The sequence below is a fragment of the Mesorhizobium sp. B2-7-3 genome, assembly GCF_006440715.1.
GTDB classification, from domain to species: Bacteria; Pseudomonadota; Alphaproteobacteria; order Rhizobiales; family Rhizobiaceae; genus Mesorhizobium; species Mesorhizobium australicum.
Genome location: NZ_VFTY01000004.1, coordinates 253195 through 269553 on the forward strand (window position 1 = coordinate 253195; position 16359 = coordinate 269553).

The 16359-nt window shown below is 63.8% G+C and carries 15 protein-coding genes; 12 read left to right on the plus strand and 3 right to left on the minus strand.

The genetic code is table 11. From position 1 onward, the window contains the following. Positions 1-206: 206 nt before the first annotated feature. Positions 207-2012: an IlvD/Edd family dehydratase gene (locus FJW04_RS11380; protein ID WP_015314113.1), complete on the minus strand. Its 1806-nt coding sequence runs from the start codon at positions 2010-2012 to the stop codon at positions 207-209. A 151-nt stretch (positions 2013-2163) separates the two neighbouring features. Here FJW04_RS11380 and FJW04_RS11385 point away from each other — a divergent pair, with 151 nt between their 5' ends. After that, the gene (locus FJW04_RS11385; protein ID WP_140614856.1) at positions 2164-2613 is read left to right on the plus strand and encodes a carbon monoxide dehydrogenase subunit G; all 450 of its coding nucleotides are present in this window, start codon (positions 2164-2166) and stop codon (positions 2611-2613) included. Positions 2614-2631: 18 nt separating this feature from the next. Here FJW04_RS11385 and FJW04_RS11390 read toward each other — a convergent pair whose 3' ends face one another. Beyond that, on the minus strand, positions 2632-3810 hold the full coding sequence (locus tag FJW04_RS11390) for an Mrp/NBP35 family ATP-binding protein (RefSeq protein WP_140714167.1): 1179 nt from the start codon (positions 3808-3810) through the stop codon (positions 2632-2634). Positions 3811-3956: 146 nt separating this feature from the next. Here FJW04_RS11390 and FJW04_RS11395 point away from each other — a divergent pair, with 146 nt between their 5' ends. The 11 genes from FJW04_RS11395 to FJW04_RS11445 all read left to right on the plus strand — a co-directional run bounded on the left by FJW04_RS11395 (position 3957) and on the right by FJW04_RS11445 (position 14659). Further along, complete coding sequence (locus FJW04_RS11395) at positions 3957-4334, plus strand: VOC family protein (protein ID WP_140660575.1); 378 nt, start codon at positions 3957-3959, stop codon at positions 4332-4334. Between the two features lie 146 nt (positions 4335-4480). Next, a complete protein-coding gene (locus FJW04_RS11400) occupies positions 4481-5380 on the plus strand; it encodes a LysR family transcriptional regulator (RefSeq protein WP_015314117.1) in 900 nt (299 codons plus the stop codon). Between the two features lie 134 nt (positions 5381-5514). After that, complete coding sequence (locus FJW04_RS11405) at positions 5515-5994, plus strand: formate dehydrogenase subunit gamma (protein ID WP_023783362.1); 480 nt, start codon at positions 5515-5517, stop codon at positions 5992-5994. Next, the gene (locus tag FJW04_RS11410) at positions 5991-7547 is read left to right on the plus strand and encodes an NADH-quinone oxidoreductase subunit NuoF (protein WP_015314119.1); all 1557 of its coding nucleotides are present in this window, start codon (positions 5991-5993) and stop codon (positions 7545-7547) included. Before FJW04_RS11405 ends, FJW04_RS11410 begins: the two co-directional genes overlap by 4 nt. 10 nt (positions 7548-7557) lie before the next feature. Next, a complete protein-coding gene (fdhF, locus tag FJW04_RS11415) occupies positions 7558-10470 on the plus strand; it encodes a formate dehydrogenase subunit alpha (RefSeq protein ID WP_140714169.1) in 2913 nt (970 codons plus the stop codon). A 2-nt stretch (positions 10471-10472) separates the two neighbouring features. Continuing rightward, positions 10473-11303, plus strand: coding sequence for a formate dehydrogenase accessory sulfurtransferase FdhD (gene fdhD, locus FJW04_RS11420; protein WP_140714171.1), 831 nt, complete (start codon positions 10473-10475; stop codon positions 11301-11303). Further along, positions 11293-11604 (plus strand): formate dehydrogenase subunit delta, encoded by a 312-nt coding sequence (locus FJW04_RS11425; protein WP_015314122.1) that lies wholly within the window; start codon positions 11293-11295, stop codon positions 11602-11604. The genes fdhD and FJW04_RS11425 overlap by 11 nt, the downstream gene beginning before the upstream one ends. A gap of 110 nt (positions 11605-11714) precedes the next feature. After that, the gene (locus FJW04_RS11430; RefSeq protein WP_140714173.1) at positions 11715-13268 is read left to right on the plus strand and encodes an alpha/beta fold hydrolase; all 1554 of its coding nucleotides are present in this window, start codon (positions 11715-11717) and stop codon (positions 13266-13268) included. Positions 13269-13376: 108 nt separating this feature from the next. After that, positions 13377-13856, plus strand: coding sequence for a carboxymuconolactone decarboxylase family protein (locus tag FJW04_RS11435; protein WP_015314124.1), 480 nt, complete (start codon positions 13377-13379; stop codon positions 13854-13856). An 82-nt stretch (positions 13857-13938) separates the two neighbouring features. Further along, on the plus strand, positions 13939-14301 hold the full coding sequence (locus FJW04_RS11440) for a nuclear transport factor 2 family protein (RefSeq protein WP_015314125.1): 363 nt from the start codon (positions 13939-13941) through the stop codon (positions 14299-14301). Positions 14302-14344: 43 nt separating this feature from the next. Next, positions 14345-14659 (plus strand): hypothetical protein, encoded by a 315-nt coding sequence (locus FJW04_RS11445; protein WP_015314126.1) that lies wholly within the window; start codon positions 14345-14347, stop codon positions 14657-14659. A gap of 179 nt (positions 14660-14838) precedes the next feature. Here the strand turns inward: FJW04_RS11445 and FJW04_RS11450 are convergent, their stop codons facing one another. After that, on the minus strand, positions 14839-16266 hold the full coding sequence (locus tag FJW04_RS11450) for a gamma-aminobutyraldehyde dehydrogenase (protein WP_140714175.1): 1428 nt from the start codon (positions 16264-16266) through the stop codon (positions 14839-14841). Between the last annotated feature and the right edge of the window lie 93 nt (positions 16267-16359).

Sequence of the window (16359 nt, forward strand, 5' to 3'; positions counted from 1 at the left end):
TGGACGCGAACATTGGGCTGACGCCTCACGGGGTCGTCGCGATACACCCCTTGCGATGATGGTGGAATTGTTGGGCTGGCTTGTCAAGGACGGAACGTTTCCCGGCCCGTGGCCGTGAGAACGGCGGCCTGATCGAAGGCCGCCGGTCGTCGTCATCCATCATCAGTGGCCAGCCAGGAATAATCGATGACTATTCCCGGGAGTAATCAATGATTGTCGCGAGGCACTCCCATGGTGTGGGCGACATCCTGATATTTCACCGCCGGCTTCAGCACCATGCCGGTCGAGAACTGGTCGACCATGCCGCGCTGGATCTCCTGCCATGGCGTCTGGTGCTGGGGATAATGATAGCCGCCATCCTTCTGCAGCTCGGCGCGTCGCCGTGTGATCTCGTCATCGCTGACGAGGATGTTCGCCGTGCCCTTCCGCAGGTCGATGCGGACGCGGTCGCCGGTCTTGAGCAGCGCCAGGCCGCCGCCGACCGCGGCTTCCGGCGAGGCGTTCAGGATCGACGGTGAGCCCGACGTACCGGACTGGCGGCCATCGCCGATGCAGGCCAGCGCGTGGATACCCTTCTTGATCAGGTAGGCCGGCGGCTGCATGTTGACGACCTCGGCGCCGCCGGGATAGCCGACGGGACCGGCGCCGCGCATAAACAGGATGGTATGCTCGTCTATGCCTTGCGCCGGATCGTCAATGCGGGCGTGGTAATCCTCGGGCCCGTCGAAGACCATGGCGTTGCCTTCGAAGGCTTCCGGGTCGTTCGGGTTCGACAGATAGCGCTCGCGGAATTCCGGCGAAATGCCGCTCATCTTCATGATCGCCGAATCGAACAGATTGCCCTTGAAATTGATAAAGCCGGCATTGGCCTTCAGCGGCTCGGCCACCGTGCGGATGACGTCGGTATTCTCGTTGGCGACGCCCTCGCAGTTGGCGCCGATCGACTTGCCATTGACGGTCAAGGCATCGGGATGCGGCAGCATTCCGGCCTTCATCAGTTCGGCGACCACGGCAGGCACGCCACCGGCGTGGTGATAGTCCTCGCCCAGATATTCACCTGACGGCTGCAGATTGACGATGAGCGGCACTTTGAGGCCGATGGTCTGCCAGTCGTCATTGTCGAGCGGCACGCCGAGATGGCGGGCGATGGCGTTGAGATGGATCGGCGCGTTGGTCGAGCCGCCGATCGCCGAATTGACGACGATGGCGTTTTCGAAAGCCGCGCGGGTCATGATATCGGACGGTTTCAGGTCTTCGTGCACCATGTCGACGATGCGCTTGCCGGTTTCGTAGGCGATCTGGCCGCGCTCGCGGTAGGGCGCCGGAATGGCGGCCGAACCGGGCAGTTGCATGCCGAGCGCCTCGGCCAGCGAATTCATCGTGGTGGCCGTGCCCATCGTGTTGCAGTAGCCGGTGGACGGCGCCGAGGACGCGACGATGTCCATGAACTCGTCATAGCCGATCTCGCCGGCCGACAGGCGCTGGCGCGATTCCCAGACGATGGTGCCCGAGCCGGTACGCTTGCCCTTATGCCAGCCATTGAGCATCGGGCCGACCGACAGCGCGATGGCCGGGATGTTGACGGTCGCCGCCGCCATCAGCAAGGCAGGCGTGGTCTTGTCGCAGCCGATGGTGAGCACGACGCCGTCGAGCGGATAGCCGTAGAGCACCTCGACAAGGCTGAGATAGGCGAGGTTGCGGTCAAGGGCGGCGGTCGGCCGCTTGCCGGTCTCCTGGATCGGGTGACAGGGGAATTCGAAAGGAATGCCGCCCATCGAGACGATGCCTTCGCGCACGCGCTTGGCAAGTTCGATATGGTGCCGGTTGCAAGGCGAAAGGTCAGAGCCCGTCTGCGCGATGCCGATCAGCGGTTTGCCAGACATCAGCTCGGCGCGTGTCAGCCCGTAATTCAGGTAGCGCTCGAGATAAAGCGCCGTCATTCCCGGATTGTCGGGATTGTCGAACCACTCCTGCGAGCGGAACTTTTTCTTTTTCGTGGGGGCGCCGGCCATCATGGTCTCCGTATTTGTATGACAAATCGATATGACAACGCGCGGATGCAGGCAAGGGGCACGCGTGATCTGAATCCGGACTTTGGTGCGATAGACAGCTATCGAGCCGCACGCTACGACCAATCCGACATCGGCGATGCGGGAGGTTTAGATGGCTTTGGTGATCGAGGGCGAGGAACGTATCGCCGCACCCGTGCAGAAAGTGTGGGAAGCGCTGAACGACCCAGCCGTCCTGAGGGGCGCCATCCCAGGCTGCCAGAGCCTGGAAATGAAATCGGCGACCGAGATGGCGGCAACGGTGGTGCTGAAGATCGGGCCGATCAAGGCCACCTTCAACGGCGAAGTGACGCTCAGGAATCTCAAGCCGCCGCATGCCTACACCATCCAGGGCGAAGGCAAGGGCGGCATCGCCGGCTTCGCCAAGGGCGGCGCCGACGTCACGCTCACCGCCGACGGGCCGGACGCGACGGTCCTCAAATATGCGGCCAAGGCAGAAGTCGGCGGCAAGATCGCGCAGCTTGGCAGCCGGCTGATCGAATCGACGTCGAAGAAACTGGCCGGACAGTTCTTTTCGGCTTTCGGCGAGAAAGTGGGCGGCTGACGCACTCCCCGTGAGGGTTCACTCAAAGACGATACTCGGCACGGCCGCTTCGGCCGCGCCGCGTTCCTCGTTGACCCTGTCCCAGACCTTGGAGGCGATATCGCGGTAGATTTTCGCCTCGGCGCCATCCGGCTTCGAGACGACCACCGGCGTGCCGGCGTCAGAGCTCTCGCGGATGCCCATTTCAAGCGGCACCTCGCCAAGGAAGGTGACGCCGAGCCTCTCCGCCTCGCGGCGCGCGCCGCCATGGCCGAAGATGTCGTATCGCTTGCCGGTATCCGGGGCGATGAAGTAGCTCATGTTCTCGACGATGCCGAGCAGCGGCACATCGACTTTCCGAAACATATTGAGGCCCTTGCGGGCGTCGATCAGTGCCAGGTCCTGCGGCGTCGAGACGATGACGGCACCGGCCAACGGCACCTGCTGGGCCATGGTCAGTTGCGCATCGCCCGTGCCGGGCGGCATATCGACGACGAGCACGTCGAGCCGCCCCCATTCTACCTCGCGCAGCATCTGCGTCAGCGCCGACATCACCATCGGCCCGCGCCAGATCATCGGCGTCTCCTCATCGACGAGGAAACCCATCGACATCACCTTGAGGCCGTAGTTCTCCATCGGTTTCAGGATCTTGCCGTCGATTGTCTGCGGCCGGCCATGGATGTTAAGCAGTCTGGGCATCGACGGGCCATAGATGTCGGCATCCAGCACACCGACCCGCAAGCCATTGGCGGCCAGGCCAAGCGCCAGGTTGACGGCCGTGGTCGACTTTCCGACGCCACCCTTGCCGGAAGCAACCGCTATGATCGCCTCGATGCCGGGCACGCCGCGCTTGCCCTGGCTCTGCGAAGAAGGACCATGCGGAGCCGCCCGCGGTGCCGCAGCGACCGGAGCCGTCGGCGCCGGCCTGGGTGCGGGACGCGATGGAACCGACGCCTCCATGCCGCCGCCTTTCTTTTCAGCCGTCAGCGCGACGACCGCACCGGCGACGCCGGGAATGGCCTTCACCACCCGCTCGGCGGCGGCGCGCAACGGCTCCATCTCCTGAGCGCGCGCGGCGGGAACGGTGATCGAGAAGAACACTTTCGAATCGGCGATGAAAATCTCCGAAACCATGCCGAGGTCGACGATGTTGCCGGTAAAGTCCGGCCCGTTCACCGTCTTCAGGCGCTCGGTGACGATTTCCTTGGTGATGGACATGGCTGTTGTTCCCTGGCGTTCGGCTGCAGCTCACATAGTGCAGATCGCGGACCGCTCCAAGCGCCAGGCATGATGGCGGTCGTCAAGCGGCCTGGGCGACCTATTTCCATGACCAGAGGGAATGACAACCAGGGAAGGAGACGATCATGCTTGCAAACAGCAACGCATCGGCAAACCTCGCCGTGAAGGATCTGGCAAGGGCCAAGGCCTTCTATGAGAGAACACTCGGCCTGGAACAGGTGCACGATGAGGGCGGCGAATTGATCGTCTACAAAAGCGGCGATACCACGATCAATGTCTATCGCTCCGAATTCGCAGGGACCAACAAGGCGACGGCGGTAACCTGGATGGTCGGCGACACCATCGCCGATGTCGTCAACGCCCTCAAGTCGAAGGGTGTCGCCTTCGAGCATTACGAGATGCCCGGCCTAACGATGGAGGGTGACCTGCATGTCGGCGGCGGCATGAAAGTCGCATGGTTCAAGGATCCGGACGGCAACATCCTCAATCTCGTGGATCGGTAGATCCCGGCGATCGAGGCAGCGCTGCGCGATCGCTTTTTTATGCATGTCGTTGTCCCAAAACCGAAGTCACTTTCGGGCGACATGCATTGGAGGATTGAGCGCGACACCATCTGGCGCGACGCCACCGCGCCGGATAGCTTCCCCCAATGATCGACAAGCTGGAATTCTTCATCGCGCTGGCCAAGGAAGAGCACTTCGGCCGGGCGGCCGAGGCGTGCGGGGTCACGCAGCCGACCTTGTCGGCCGGCATCAAGCAGCTCGAGGGCCAGCTCGGCGTCATGTTGGTCAATCGCGGGTCGCGGTTCCAGGGGCTGACCCCGGAGGGCAAGCAAGTGTTGGTCTGGGCGCGCCGCATCGTCGGCGACTCCAGGACCATGCGCGAGGAGATGCGCGCCGCCCGGTATGGCCTTTCCGGCCGCATCCGGATTGCAGCAATCCCGACGGCATTGGCGATGGTCGCGAGATTGACGACGCCCTTTCGAGACAAGCACCCAGGCGTCACCTTTTCGGTGCTGTCGCGGACCTCGATCGAAGTGCTGTCGCTGCTTGGCAATTTCGATGTCGATGCGGGCATCACCTATCTCGACAACGAACCGCTGGGACGGGTGACCAGCGTGCCCCTCTATGACGAGCGCTACCAATTGATCACCGCAATCGGCAATCCCTATTCCGACCGCGACAAAGTGACATGGTCCGAGATCAGCCAGTTGCCGCTGTGCCTTCTGACGCCGGACATGCAGAACCGCCGCATCATCGACCAGCACCTGGCGGAAGCCGGCGTGCAGGTGCGGCCGACGCTGGAATCGAATTCGATGATCGTGCTGTTCTCGCACATCCGGACCGGCAAATGGTCATCGATCATGCCACTCAACCTTGCGGAAACATTCGGTTTTTCCGAACCGATCCGGGCCATTCCGATCGTCGAGCCCGATGCCAGCCACACAGTCGGGCTGGTCGCCGCGCCGCGCGAGCCGCACACGCCGCTGGTGCAGGCGCTGCTGGACGAGGCGATGGCGCTGGCAGACGATTTCCGCGCCCACCGCTAGGCTAGACAATGCTGAGCGCAGCTCGTCGATAGAAGATTTCTATCGAGCAACGAAACAGCTTTATTGATTTCGCGGGTTTCCTCTGATTTTGTAAAGACTTAGCGATAAAAGCTATCGACCAGGGAGGGCGCTGCATGACGATGCAGCCTGCAAGTACCGAGATCGCATCGCGCACGGCGGCGATTATCCAGGAGTTGAAGGACCTCGAAGGTCCGCTGCTGCCGATCCTCCACGGCATCCAGGAAGAATTCGGCCACGTCCCGCAGGATGCCGTCCCCGTCATTGCCGACGGCCTGAACCTGTCCAGGGCCGAGGTGCATGGTGTCGTGACTTTCTATCATGATTTCCGCGCGCGCCCGGCCGGGCGGCACGTGCTCAAGCTCTGCCAGGCGGAAGCCTGCCAGTCGATGGGTTCGGACGCGGTCGCCGCCAAGGTCAAGCAGTTGCTCGGCATCGACTTCCATGAGACCACGCGTGACGGATCGGTTACGCTGGAACCGGTCTATTGCCTCGGGCTGTGCGCCTGCTCGCCATCTGCGATGCTGGATGGCGAGGTGATCGGTCGGTTGGATGACGACAAGATCGACGAGATCGTCGCCGAGGTGCGCTCATGACCCCCCGTATCTATATTCCCGGCGATTCCGGCGCACTGGCGCTGGGCGCGGAAAAGGTCGCGAAGGCCGTCGCCAAGGAACTCGCGGAGCGCGGCATCGAGGCCAAGATTGTGCGCAACGGCTCGCGCGGCGCCTATTTCCTCGAACCGATGGTCGAAGTGGCGACGGCCAATGGCCGTGTCGCCTACGGGCCGGTGAAACCGTCGGACGTGAAGAGCCTGTTCGACAGCGGTTTTCTCACCGGCGGCCATCACAAGCGCTGGCTCGGCGCACCGGACAAGATTCCGTTCCTGGCCAAACAAACTCGCTTGACGTTTGCACGTTGTGGCATCAACGACCCGCTGTCGCTCGATGCCTACAAGTCGCTCGGCGGACTGAGCGGCCTGCGGAACGCGGTGGCCATGACGCCCGCCGACGTCGTCAAGCAGGTCACCGACTCCGGCCTGCGCGGCCGCGGCGGCGCAGGCTTCCCGACCGGCATCAAATGGAAGACGGTGCTCGATACGACATCGGAGCGCAAATACATCGTCTGCAACGCCGATGAAGGCGACAGCGCCACCTTCGCCGATCGCATGATCATGGAGGGCGACCCCTTCGTGCTCATCGAAGGCATGACCATCGCCGGCATCGCCACCGGCGCGACCAAGGGTTTCGTCTATATCCGCTCGGAATATCCGCACGCGGTGGCTGTCATGAACAAGGCCGTCGAGATCGCCCGCAAGGCCGGTGTGCTCGGCGTCAATGTGCTGGGTTCGCCTAACGCCTTCGACATGGAAATCCGCGTCGGTGCCGGCGCCTATGTCTGCGGCGAGGAAACCTCGCTCTTGAACAGCCTGGAAGGCAAGCGCGGCGTGGTGCGCGCCAAGCCGCCGCTGCCCGCGATACAGGGTTTGTTCGGCAAGCCGACGGTGATCAACAACGTCATTTCGCTCGCTTCCGTACCCATCATCATGGACAAGGGCGCCACCTTCTACAAGGATTTCGGCATGGGCCGCTCGCGCGGCACGATCCCGATCCAGATCGCCGGCAACGTCAAGCAAGGCGGCCTGTTCGAAACCGCTTTCGGCCTGACGCTGGGCGAGATCGTCGACGAGATCGGTGGCGGCACGTCCACCGGGCGTCCGGTGAAGGCAGTGCAGGTCGGCGGCCCGCTCGGCGCCTACTTCCCGCGCGCACTGTTCGACACGCCGTTCGACTACGAGGAATTCGCCAAGCGCGATGGACTGATCGGCCACGCCGGCATCACGGTTTTCGACGATACCGCCGACATGCTGAAGCAGGCACGCTTCGCCATGGAATTCTGCGCCATCGAAAGCTGCGGCAAGTGCACGCCTTGCCGCATCGGCTCGACGCGGGGCGTGGAAACCATCGACAGGCTCGCCGCCGGAATCGAGCCGGAAAAGAACCTCGCTTTGGTCACCGACCTCTGCAACACGATGAAGTTCGGTTCGCTCTGCGCGCTGGGCGGCTTCACGCCCTACCCGGTGATGAGCTCGATCACGCATTTCCCCGAGGATTTCAAGCCCGCGCCAGCGCGCGTGGCTGCTGAATAGGAGCTGGCAGATGAACATCAAGGCCGACTTCCCAACGCTGATCGAAGAGATTGACTACGGAACTCCGGAGTCGAAGGCGCAAAAACAGGTCACGCTGACCGTCGATGGCCGCAGCATCAGCGTGCCTGAAGGCACGTCGATCATGCGTGCGGCGATGGAAGGCGGGGTGGAGATCCCCAAGCTCTGCGCCACAGACATGCTGGACTCCTTCGGTTCCTGCCGCGTCTGCCTCGTCGAAATCGACGGGCGCGGCGGTACGCCGGCTTCCTGCACGACGCCTGTCGGCGAAGGCATGGTGGTGCGCACGCAGTCGGACAGGCTCGAGGCCATCCGCCGGGGCGTCATGGAACTCTACGTCTCCGACCATCCGACCGGCTGGCACGAGAAGGCCGGAACTGGCGCCAGCGAGTTCGATGTGGTGGCGAAGTCTGTCGGCCTGACCGAAAATCGCTACGGCGTTGAGGGCCGCAACCACGTCAAGGAAGAAAATGGCGTCGCGCCGGGCCATGGCTCGCTCGCGGTCGACTACATCGCCCGTGATGAGTCCAACCCCTATTTCACCTATGATCCGGCGCAGTGCATCGTCTGCTCGCGCTGCGTGCGCGCCTGCGAGGAGGTGCAAGGCACTTTCGCGCTGACCATCGAGGGCCGCGGCTTCGAATCGCGCATGGTCGCCGGCATGCACGAGGACTTCATTGCCTCCGAATGCGTGTCCTGCGGTGCCTGCGTGCAGGCCTGCCCGACCGATGCGCTGCGCGAGAAGACCGTGCTTGAAAAGGGCCTGCCGGAGCGCTCGGCCGTCACCACCTGCGCCTATTGCGGCGTCGGCTGCTCGTTCAAGGCCGAAGTGAAGGGCGACGAGGTCATCCGCATGATGCCCTACAAGGAGGGCATGGCCAACCACGGCCATTCCTGCGTGAAGGGCCGCTTCGCTTACGGTTATGCCACCCACAAGGACCGCATCCTGTCGCCGATGATCCGCGAGAAGGTCAGCGATCCCTGGCGCGAAGTGAGCTGGGAAGAGGCGATCGCCCATACGGCCAAGGAATTCCGCCGCATCCAGTACCAGTACGGACGCACCGCGATCGGCGGCATCACCTCCTCGCGCTGCACGAATGAGGAGACCTACCTCGTCCAGAAGCTGGTTCGGCAGGGCTTCCGCAACAATAATGTCGACACCTGCGCACGTGTCTGCCATTCGCCGACCGGCTATGGGCTCGGCCAGACCTACGGCACCTCGGCCGGCACGCAGGACTTCGATTCCGTCGAATTCACCGACGTCGCCGTGATCATCGGCGCCAATCCGGCTTCCGCGCACCCGGTGTTCGCCTCGCGGCTGAAGAAGCGGCTGCGCCAGGGCGCCAAGCTGATCGTGCTCGACCCGCGCCGCACCGAGATGGTCAAGTCGGCCCATGTCGAAGCCGACTACCATTTGCCGCTGAAGCCCGGCACCAATGTCGCCGTGCTGACCTCGCTGGCGCATGTCATCGTCACCGAGGGCCTTTTCGACGAAGCCTTCATCCGCGAGCGCTGCGACTGGGCTGAGTTCCAGGACTGGGCGTCCTTCGTCGCCCTGCCGGAAAACAGCCCCGAAATCGTCGGCAAGCTGTCCGGCGTCGATCCGGAGTTGATCCGCGGTGCCGCCCGTCTCTACGCCAAGGGCGGCAATGGCGCGATCTATTACGGCCTCGGCGTCACCGAGCACAGCCAGGGCTCGACCACGGTGATGGCGATCGCCAACCTCGCAATGGCCACCGGCAATATCGGCCGGCCTGGCGTCGGCGTGAATCCGCTGCGCGGCCAGAACAATGTGCAGGGCTCCTGCGACATGGGCTCGTTCCCGCATGAACTGCCGGGCTACCGGCACATTTCGGGTGACGCGGTGCGCGACATCTACGAAAGCCTCTGGGGCGTGAAGCTCGACGACGAACCCGGCCTGCGCATTCCCAACATGCTGGATGCCGCTGTCGACGGCTCGTTCAAGGGCATCTACATCCAGGGCGAGGACATCCTGCAGTCCGATCCCGACACCAAGCATGTCGCCGCCGGCTTGGCCGCGATGGAATGCGTGGTGGTGCACGACCTCTTCCTCAACGAGACGGCGAACTACGCGCATGTCTTCCTGCCGGGCTCGACCTTCCTCGAGAAGGACGGCACGTTCACCAATGCCGAACGCCGCATCAATATGGTGCGCAAGGTGCTGGAACCGAAGGCGCGCTACGCCGATTGGGAGGCGACGCAGGAACTCGCCCGTGCGATCGGCCTCGACTGGAACTATACGCATCCGTCCGAAATCATGGACGAGATCGCCAAGACGACGCCAAGCTTCGCCAACGTCTCCTTCGACCTGCTCGACCGGGTCGGCTCCGTGCAATGGCCCTGCAACGACAAGGCGCCGCTTGGCACGCCGATCATGCATGTCGACGGCTTCGTGCGCGGCAAGGGCAAGTTCATCCGCACCGAATATGTGGCGACCGACGAAAGAACCGGACCGCGCTTCCCGCTGCTGCTGACCACCGGCCGTATCCTGTCGCAGTACAATGTCGGCGCGCAGACGCGACGCACCGAAAATGTCATGTGGCACTCCGAGGACCGGCTGGAAATCCATCCGCACGACGCAGAAAATCGCGGCCTGCGCGATGGCGACTGGGTGCGGCTGACCAGCCGTTCGGGCGAGACGACGCTGCGCGCGCTGATCACCGACCGGGTGTCGCCGGGCGTGGTCTACACTACCTTCCACCATCCCGACACGCAGGCCAACGTCATCACCACCGATTTCTCCGACTGGGCGACCAATTGTCCGGAATACAAGGTGACCGCGGTGCAGGTCGGCGCTTCCAACGGCCCGTCGGAATGGCAGCGCGACTATGACGAGCAGGCCAAGCAGAGCCGTCGCATCGCTCCGCTGCAGGCGGCGGAGTAGTCTTGGCCGCGCGCCGCAGAGCGACGACGCAGATATCGCGACTGGCGCACCGCGCCAGCGGCACGGCTGCGGCCAACCGCATGGTGCCGGAAGAGACGCCGGTGGCGTTGTCCTTCGCCGGCACCACGCATGCGGTGATGATGGCGAGCCCCGCCGATTTCGAGGACTTCGCGCTCGGCTTCTCGCTCACCGAAGGCATCATCGCTGCGCCTGATGAGATCGAAGCCATCGAGGTCGAGGATCATGGCGCCGGCATCGACATCCAGATCCGGCTGAAGGACCAGGCCAATACGCGCTTCGAGGCGCGGCGGCGGCGGCTTGCCGGACCGGTGGGCTGCGGGCTGTGCGGCATCGAATCGATCGAGGAAGCGATGCGCTCGGTCGATCCGGTGGGTGCGTCGAAACTTACGCTTGAGGCCGACGATATCACCCGCTCGGTCAAGCTGCTGTCGAAGGTGCAGCCGCTGCATACCGAGACAGGCGCCGTGCATGCAGCCGGCTTCTACGTCCATGGCAAGGGCGTCGTCATGGCGCGCGAGGATGTCGGCCGCCACAATGCGCTGGACAAGCTGGCCGGCGCGCTGGCCAAGGCCAATATCGATGGCGCATCGGGCGCCGTCGTGGTGACCAGCCGTGTTTCGGTCGAGATGGTGCAGAAGACGGCGGCGATCGGTTCAGCCTTCATCATCGCCGTCTCGGCGCCGACGGCCCTTGCCATCCGCACCGCGGAAGAGGCCGGCATGACGCTGGTGGCGCTGGTGCGTGGCGACGATTTCGATGTTTTTACCCACCCCGACCGGGTGATTTCGGGAGTTGCCCAGCATGTCGCATGACGAAGAGCACATCATGAGCACGGGGGAAAAGCTGGTGCGCATGGCCAACCAGATCGCCGCCTTTTTCCACTCCAGGCCACGCGAGGAAGGCGTTGCCGGCGTCGCCGAGCATATCAACAAGTTCTGGGAGCCGAGAATGCGGCGCCAGTTCTTCGAGATGCTGGACAGCGGCGGTGAAGGCTTCGACGAACTGGTCGTGGTCGCTTCGGCCAGGATCAAACGGCCGATCACGCCGGCGGAGGCCGATCTCAAGCTCGGCCTCGCGGCCTCGCCTGGCGACGTCGCCGCGTCGCAAAAGTAACCGCGTCGGCCGCCGGCTACATTCATTTCCGCTAAAATACAAGCTGCCGCAACCGGCGCGGCTCTGCTATGGTTGGCGATCAGAAATCGTCAGGCCGGGCGGACACCCTCGTGAGGCCGATCGAGACCCGATACGCCCTTAGCGGCGAGGTGCGGATCGCCTATCAGGTGGTCGGCCAGGGGTCGTTCGACCTCGTCTTCGTCCCCGGCTTCATCTCCAACCTCGACCTGCACTGGGAAGATGAGGGCTATACCAGGCTCCTGAGGCGGCTTTCGGCCTTCTCACGGCTGATCCTGTTCGACAAGCGCGGCACGGGTCTTTCCGACCGCGTCGATGTCCATCACCTGCCCAGCCTCGAGACCCGCATGGATGATGTGCGCGCGGTGATGGATGCGGTCGGCAGCGGCCGCGCGTCGATCCTTGGCGCTTCGGAAGGCGCGCCGCTGGCGATGCTGTTCGCCGCCACCTATCCAGAGCGGACGCGGGCACTGGCGCTCTATGGCGGCTACGCGCATTTCCACAAATGGGTGATGCCGCCGGAGCGTCTGGAAGCCTTCATCGCGACGGCCGAGACGGCCTGGGGCACAGGCGCCACCTTGCCCAATTTCGCACCGGGCAGGGTCGACGATACCCGCTTTTCAACCTGGTGGGCGCGCTTCGAGCGGCTGTCGGCAAGCCCTACCGCGGCGGCGACGCTGGCGCGGATGAACGCGGGGATCGATGTGCGCGGCATCCTGGCGGCAATCGGCGCGCCGACGCTGCTGATCCATCGCCGCAACGATGTGCGGGTCGACCCCGACGCCAGCCGCTTTCTGGCCAGGAAAATCCCCAACGCGCGGCTGGTCGAAATCCCTGGACGCGACCACCCGATCTGGACCGGTGATGTCGACCGGGTCGCCGACCTGATCGAGGAGTTCCTGACCGGCGAGCGCGCCGTGGTGGAAGCCGAACGCGTTCTGGCTGCGCTTCTCGTGACTCGGATCTACGACACGGCCCGCCTCGGAGACCGGATGTGGAGCGAACGCAGCCAGCATTTCCATGAGACATGGCGGACCCTTGTGACGCGCCATGGCGGGCGCTGCGCGGACATGCACTCCGAGATGATGATTTCGCGCTTCGACGGCCCTGGGCGTGCCTTGCGTTGCGCGGCGGCGTTGCGGGACGCGGCGCAGCAAATCGGGGTGGCAAGCGCGCAAGGGGCGCATGTCGGCGAGATCGAGTCGCGCGGCCCTCCTGCAGGATTGACGGGCCGCGTGACGATACAACTCGCCGCTCACGCCGGGCGCGGCGAGATATTGGCGTCGAGGCTGGTCGCCGATCTGGCCGTCGGCTCGGGTCTTCATTTCGTCGATCGCGGGCGTGTGGGCATCGACGAGCTGGACGAGCCGCTGGCGTTTGTGCTTGCGATGTCCGAACAGCACCTGGAGCCGGCCTGCCGGCCCAAGACCAAAGCGGCCGAACCGGCTTGCCTGACCGCGCGCGAGAGCGAAGTCGTGAATTTGATCGCCGACGGCAAGAGCAATGCGGCGATCGCCGCCGAACTCAGGCTGAGCGAGCATACGGTCAAGCGCCACGTCGCCAACATACTGCTGAAGCTCGACCTGCCGTCGCGAGCGGCCGCGGCGGCATTTTCCGCCAGGCAGACTGGCCCGGACGGGCCATGAGAGCCATGGCGCTTTCGGGCGAAGCAGGCACACTGCCATAGGCGCTATCAATCCCCCATGCAGGCCAAGGCGGATATCGCCGGAAAGGCGCTGCGAACGGAGGATGAAATGCCCAAGTCAAAACTGAATGTCAGGTCACTCGTGATCGCGGCGGGCATTGGCGCGCTGTTCACGATCACCCCGGCGAAAGCCGAGGATGCGTCGGCGGCGGCAGCCTACAAGGACATCGAGGCGACGCTCGGCTCGGTGCCGGATATGTTCAAGACACTGCCTGACGTCGCCATCGCCGGCGCCTGGGCCGAGATCAAGGGCGTCCAGCTCAATCCCAAGACCGCGCTCGACGGCAAGACCAAGGAGCTGATGGGGCTGGCGGTCGCGTCGCAGATCCCGTGCCAGTATTGCATCTATTTCCACACCGAGGCCGCCAAGCTCAACGGCGCATCGGACGAAGAGATCAAGGAGACGATCGCGATGGCCGCGATCGTGCGCCACTGGTCGACGATCCTCAACGGCAGCCAGGTCGATCTGGCCACCTTCAAGAAGCAGACCGACGGCGTGTTTGCGGCAGTTAAGGCCAAGTCACAGTGAAAGACACCGCCCGTCGGCGAGCGCCGGGCGACACCTCAAACGTCAAACGCCCGATCTTGAAGACGGGCATAGGGAGGATAAAATGCTGACCAAGACCCAAGCCGTGGATGGCGCGGCGATCAAGAAAGCGATCGAAGGCCGTGACGGCAAGATGCTGTCGAGCTTCTATGCCGATGATGCGCTGGTGCGGGTGATCGACCGCAACAATCCGCCGAGCAAGCCGCGCGAAATCCGCGGGCGCGCGGCGATCACGACGTTCTGGGACGACATCTGCAGCCGGGCGATGACCCACAAGGTCGACACCACCATCGCCCACGGCGACAGCCTGGCATTCACCCAGGCATGCGCCTACCCGGACGGCACCAAGGTGTTCTGCGCGGCAATGCTGGAGCTGAAGAACGGCCTGATCGCGCGCCAAACCGTCGTGCAGGCCTGGGACGAGTAGATCAACCCGCGGCCTGAGCCGCAAGTGATGGAGGAGAACCAACATGTTCAGCGCCAGATGGCAGATCGATGCCAAGTTCGGGCACAAGCAGACGGTGCTCGAGCTGATGCGGAAATGGGAACGCGAGATCGGCTCGCAGGTCGGCCTCACCGAGCTCAAATTCCAGATCATGACCGGATCGATCGGCGCCCGTGAAGCGACGGTCGAGTCGCATCACCAGGTCGAAAGCCTGGCCCAGTTGGAGGCGATGTTCGCCAAGATCGGCAAGATCGACGCGCACGCCAAATGGGGCAAGGAGATGGAGCCCTATGTCGTGTCGGGCACCAGCCTGTGGAACATCTATCGCATCGTGGAGTAGCGGCTGGAGTTCTTCTCCCGTTCACGGGAGGAGATGCCGCAGGCAAATGAGGGGCAGCGCCGGCATCGTAGAAGCTTGCGCTGCCCCTGATCCGGCGCCCGGCCCTTCGCTATGGCTCCGGGCGTTCGTCGCTTCGATCGACAAATCGTTGTCGATTGATCGCCAGCGGCGACCGCTCCTCACCCATGCGCAACCATCACATGGCGCACGGCGGTATAATCCTCCAGCGCATAGAGCGACATGTCCTTGCCGTAGCCGGATTGTTTCAGGCCGCCATGCGGCATCTCGTTGGTCAGCATGAAATGGGTGTTGATCCAGGTGCAGCCATATTGCAGCCGCGCGGCGGTCGCCATGGCGCGCGAAACATCCTTGGTCCACACGGATGACGCCAGGCCGTAATCGCTGTCGTTGGCCCAGGCCACCGCCTCGTCCACTTCCGTGAAGCGGGTTATCGAAACGACGGGGCCGAACACTTCGCGGCGCACGATCTCATCCTCCTGCAGCGCGCCGGCGACGACAGTCGGCTGGTAGTAGAAGCCGGTGCCCTCGCCCGGCTTGCCGCCGGTGGTGATCTCGATGTGCTTCAGCTCCGAAGCACGTTCCACGAAGCTCGAGACGCGGTCGCGCTGGCGTCGCGAGATCAGCGGCCCGATCTCGTTCTCGGTGTCGTCTGATAGATTGTATTTGATCGTCGAGACGGCGGTGGAGAGATCGGCGACAAGCTTGTCGTAGATCTTCTTGCCGGCATAGATGCGGCAGGCGGCGGTGCAGTCCTGGCCGGCATTGTAGTAACCGAAGGCGCGCAGGCCTTTGACGACGGCGCCAAGGTCGGCGTCGTCAAAGACGATGACCGGCGCTTTGCCGCCGAGTTCCAGATGCGTGCGCTTGACCGATTTGGCGGCGGCCTGCAGCACCTTCTTGCCGGTGGCGACGTCGCCGGTGATCGAGATCATGTTGACCCTGGGGTGATTGATCAGCGTGTTGCCGACGCTGTCGCCCCGGCCAAGCACGACATTAACGACGCCCTCGGGCAGGACATCGGCCAGGATCGTCGCCAGCTTCAGCGCCGTCAACGGCGTCTGCTCCGACGGCTTGAAAACCACCGTGTTGCCGCCGGCGATTGCCGGCGCCAGCTTCCAGGCCATCATCATCAGCGGATAGTTCCATGGCGCGATCGAGGCGACGATGCCGATCGGGTCGCGCCGGACCATCGAAGTGTGGCCGGGCAGATATTCGCCCGCTACCACACCTGGCATAGAGCGCACCGCCCCGGCGAAGAAGCGGTAGCAGTCGACGATGGCCGGGATTTCGTCATTGAGCACCGCATTGATCGGCTTGCCGCAATTCAACGCCTCCAGCGTCGCGAACTCCTGCGCCTCGGTCTCGATGCGGTCGGCGATCTTCAGGAGGTAGCCGGAGCGCTGTGCCGGCGTGGTGCGCGACCACAAGGCGAACGCCTTTTCGGCGGCGCTCACCGCCGCCTCGATCTGTGCCTGGCTGGCCTCGGGCAGATTGAGGATGGTCGCCCCGGTCTTCGGATTGAGGATCGGCTCCTCGGTCTCGGTGCCCTTCTCGAATTTCGAGCCGATCAGCATCTGGGTGTCCATGGTGTCTCCTTGGGCAGAAGCGAATGGGGTAATTAGTGAGTAGTGAGCAGTGAGCAGTGAGCAGTGAGCAGTGAGCAGTTAAAGAGCGGACCA

Excerpts from the sequence above, each read along its gene's own strand:
- FJW04_RS11440 (WP_015314125.1), top strand. The coding sequence starts at position 13,939 with ATGCTGACCAAGACCCAAGCCGTGGATGGCGCGGCGATCAAGAAAGCG.
- FJW04_RS11410 (WP_015314119.1), top strand. The coding sequence starts at position 5,991 with ATGACCCCCCGTATCTATATTCCCGGCGATTCCGGCGCACTGGCGCTG.
- FJW04_RS11435 (WP_015314124.1), top strand. The coding sequence starts at position 13,377 with ATGCCCAAGTCAAAACTGAATGTCAGGTCACTCGTGATCGCGGCGGGC.
- FJW04_RS11450 (WP_140714175.1), bottom strand. The coding sequence starts at position 16,266 with ATGGACACCCAGATGCTGATCGGCTCGAAATTCGAGAAGGGCACCGAG.
- FJW04_RS11425 (WP_015314122.1), top strand. The coding sequence starts at position 11,293 with ATGTCGCATGACGAAGAGCACATCATGAGCACGGGGGAAAAGCTGGTG.
- FJW04_RS11395 (WP_140660575.1), top strand. The coding sequence starts at position 3,957 with ATGCTTGCAAACAGCAACGCATCGGCAAACCTCGCCGTGAAGGATCTG.
- fdhF (WP_140714169.1), top strand. The coding sequence starts at position 7,558 with ATGAACATCAAGGCCGACTTCCCAACGCTGATCGAAGAGATTGACTAC.
- FJW04_RS11400 (WP_015314117.1), top strand. The coding sequence starts at position 4,481 with ATGATCGACAAGCTGGAATTCTTCATCGCGCTGGCCAAGGAAGAGCAC.
- FJW04_RS11390 (WP_140714167.1), bottom strand. The coding sequence starts at position 3,810 with ATGTCCATCACCAAGGAAATCGTCACCGAGCGCCTGAAGACGGTGAAC.
- FJW04_RS11405 (WP_023783362.1), top strand. The coding sequence starts at position 5,515 with ATGACGATGCAGCCTGCAAGTACCGAGATCGCATCGCGCACGGCGGCG.
- FJW04_RS11385 (WP_140614856.1), top strand. The coding sequence starts at position 2,164 with ATGGCTTTGGTGATCGAGGGCGAGGAACGTATCGCCGCACCCGTGCAG.
- FJW04_RS11380 (WP_015314113.1), bottom strand. The coding sequence starts at position 2,012 with ATGGCCGGCGCCCCCACGAAAAAGAAAAAGTTCCGCTCGCAGGAGTGG.
- FJW04_RS11445 (WP_015314126.1), top strand. The coding sequence starts at position 14,345 with ATGTTCAGCGCCAGATGGCAGATCGATGCCAAGTTCGGGCACAAGCAG.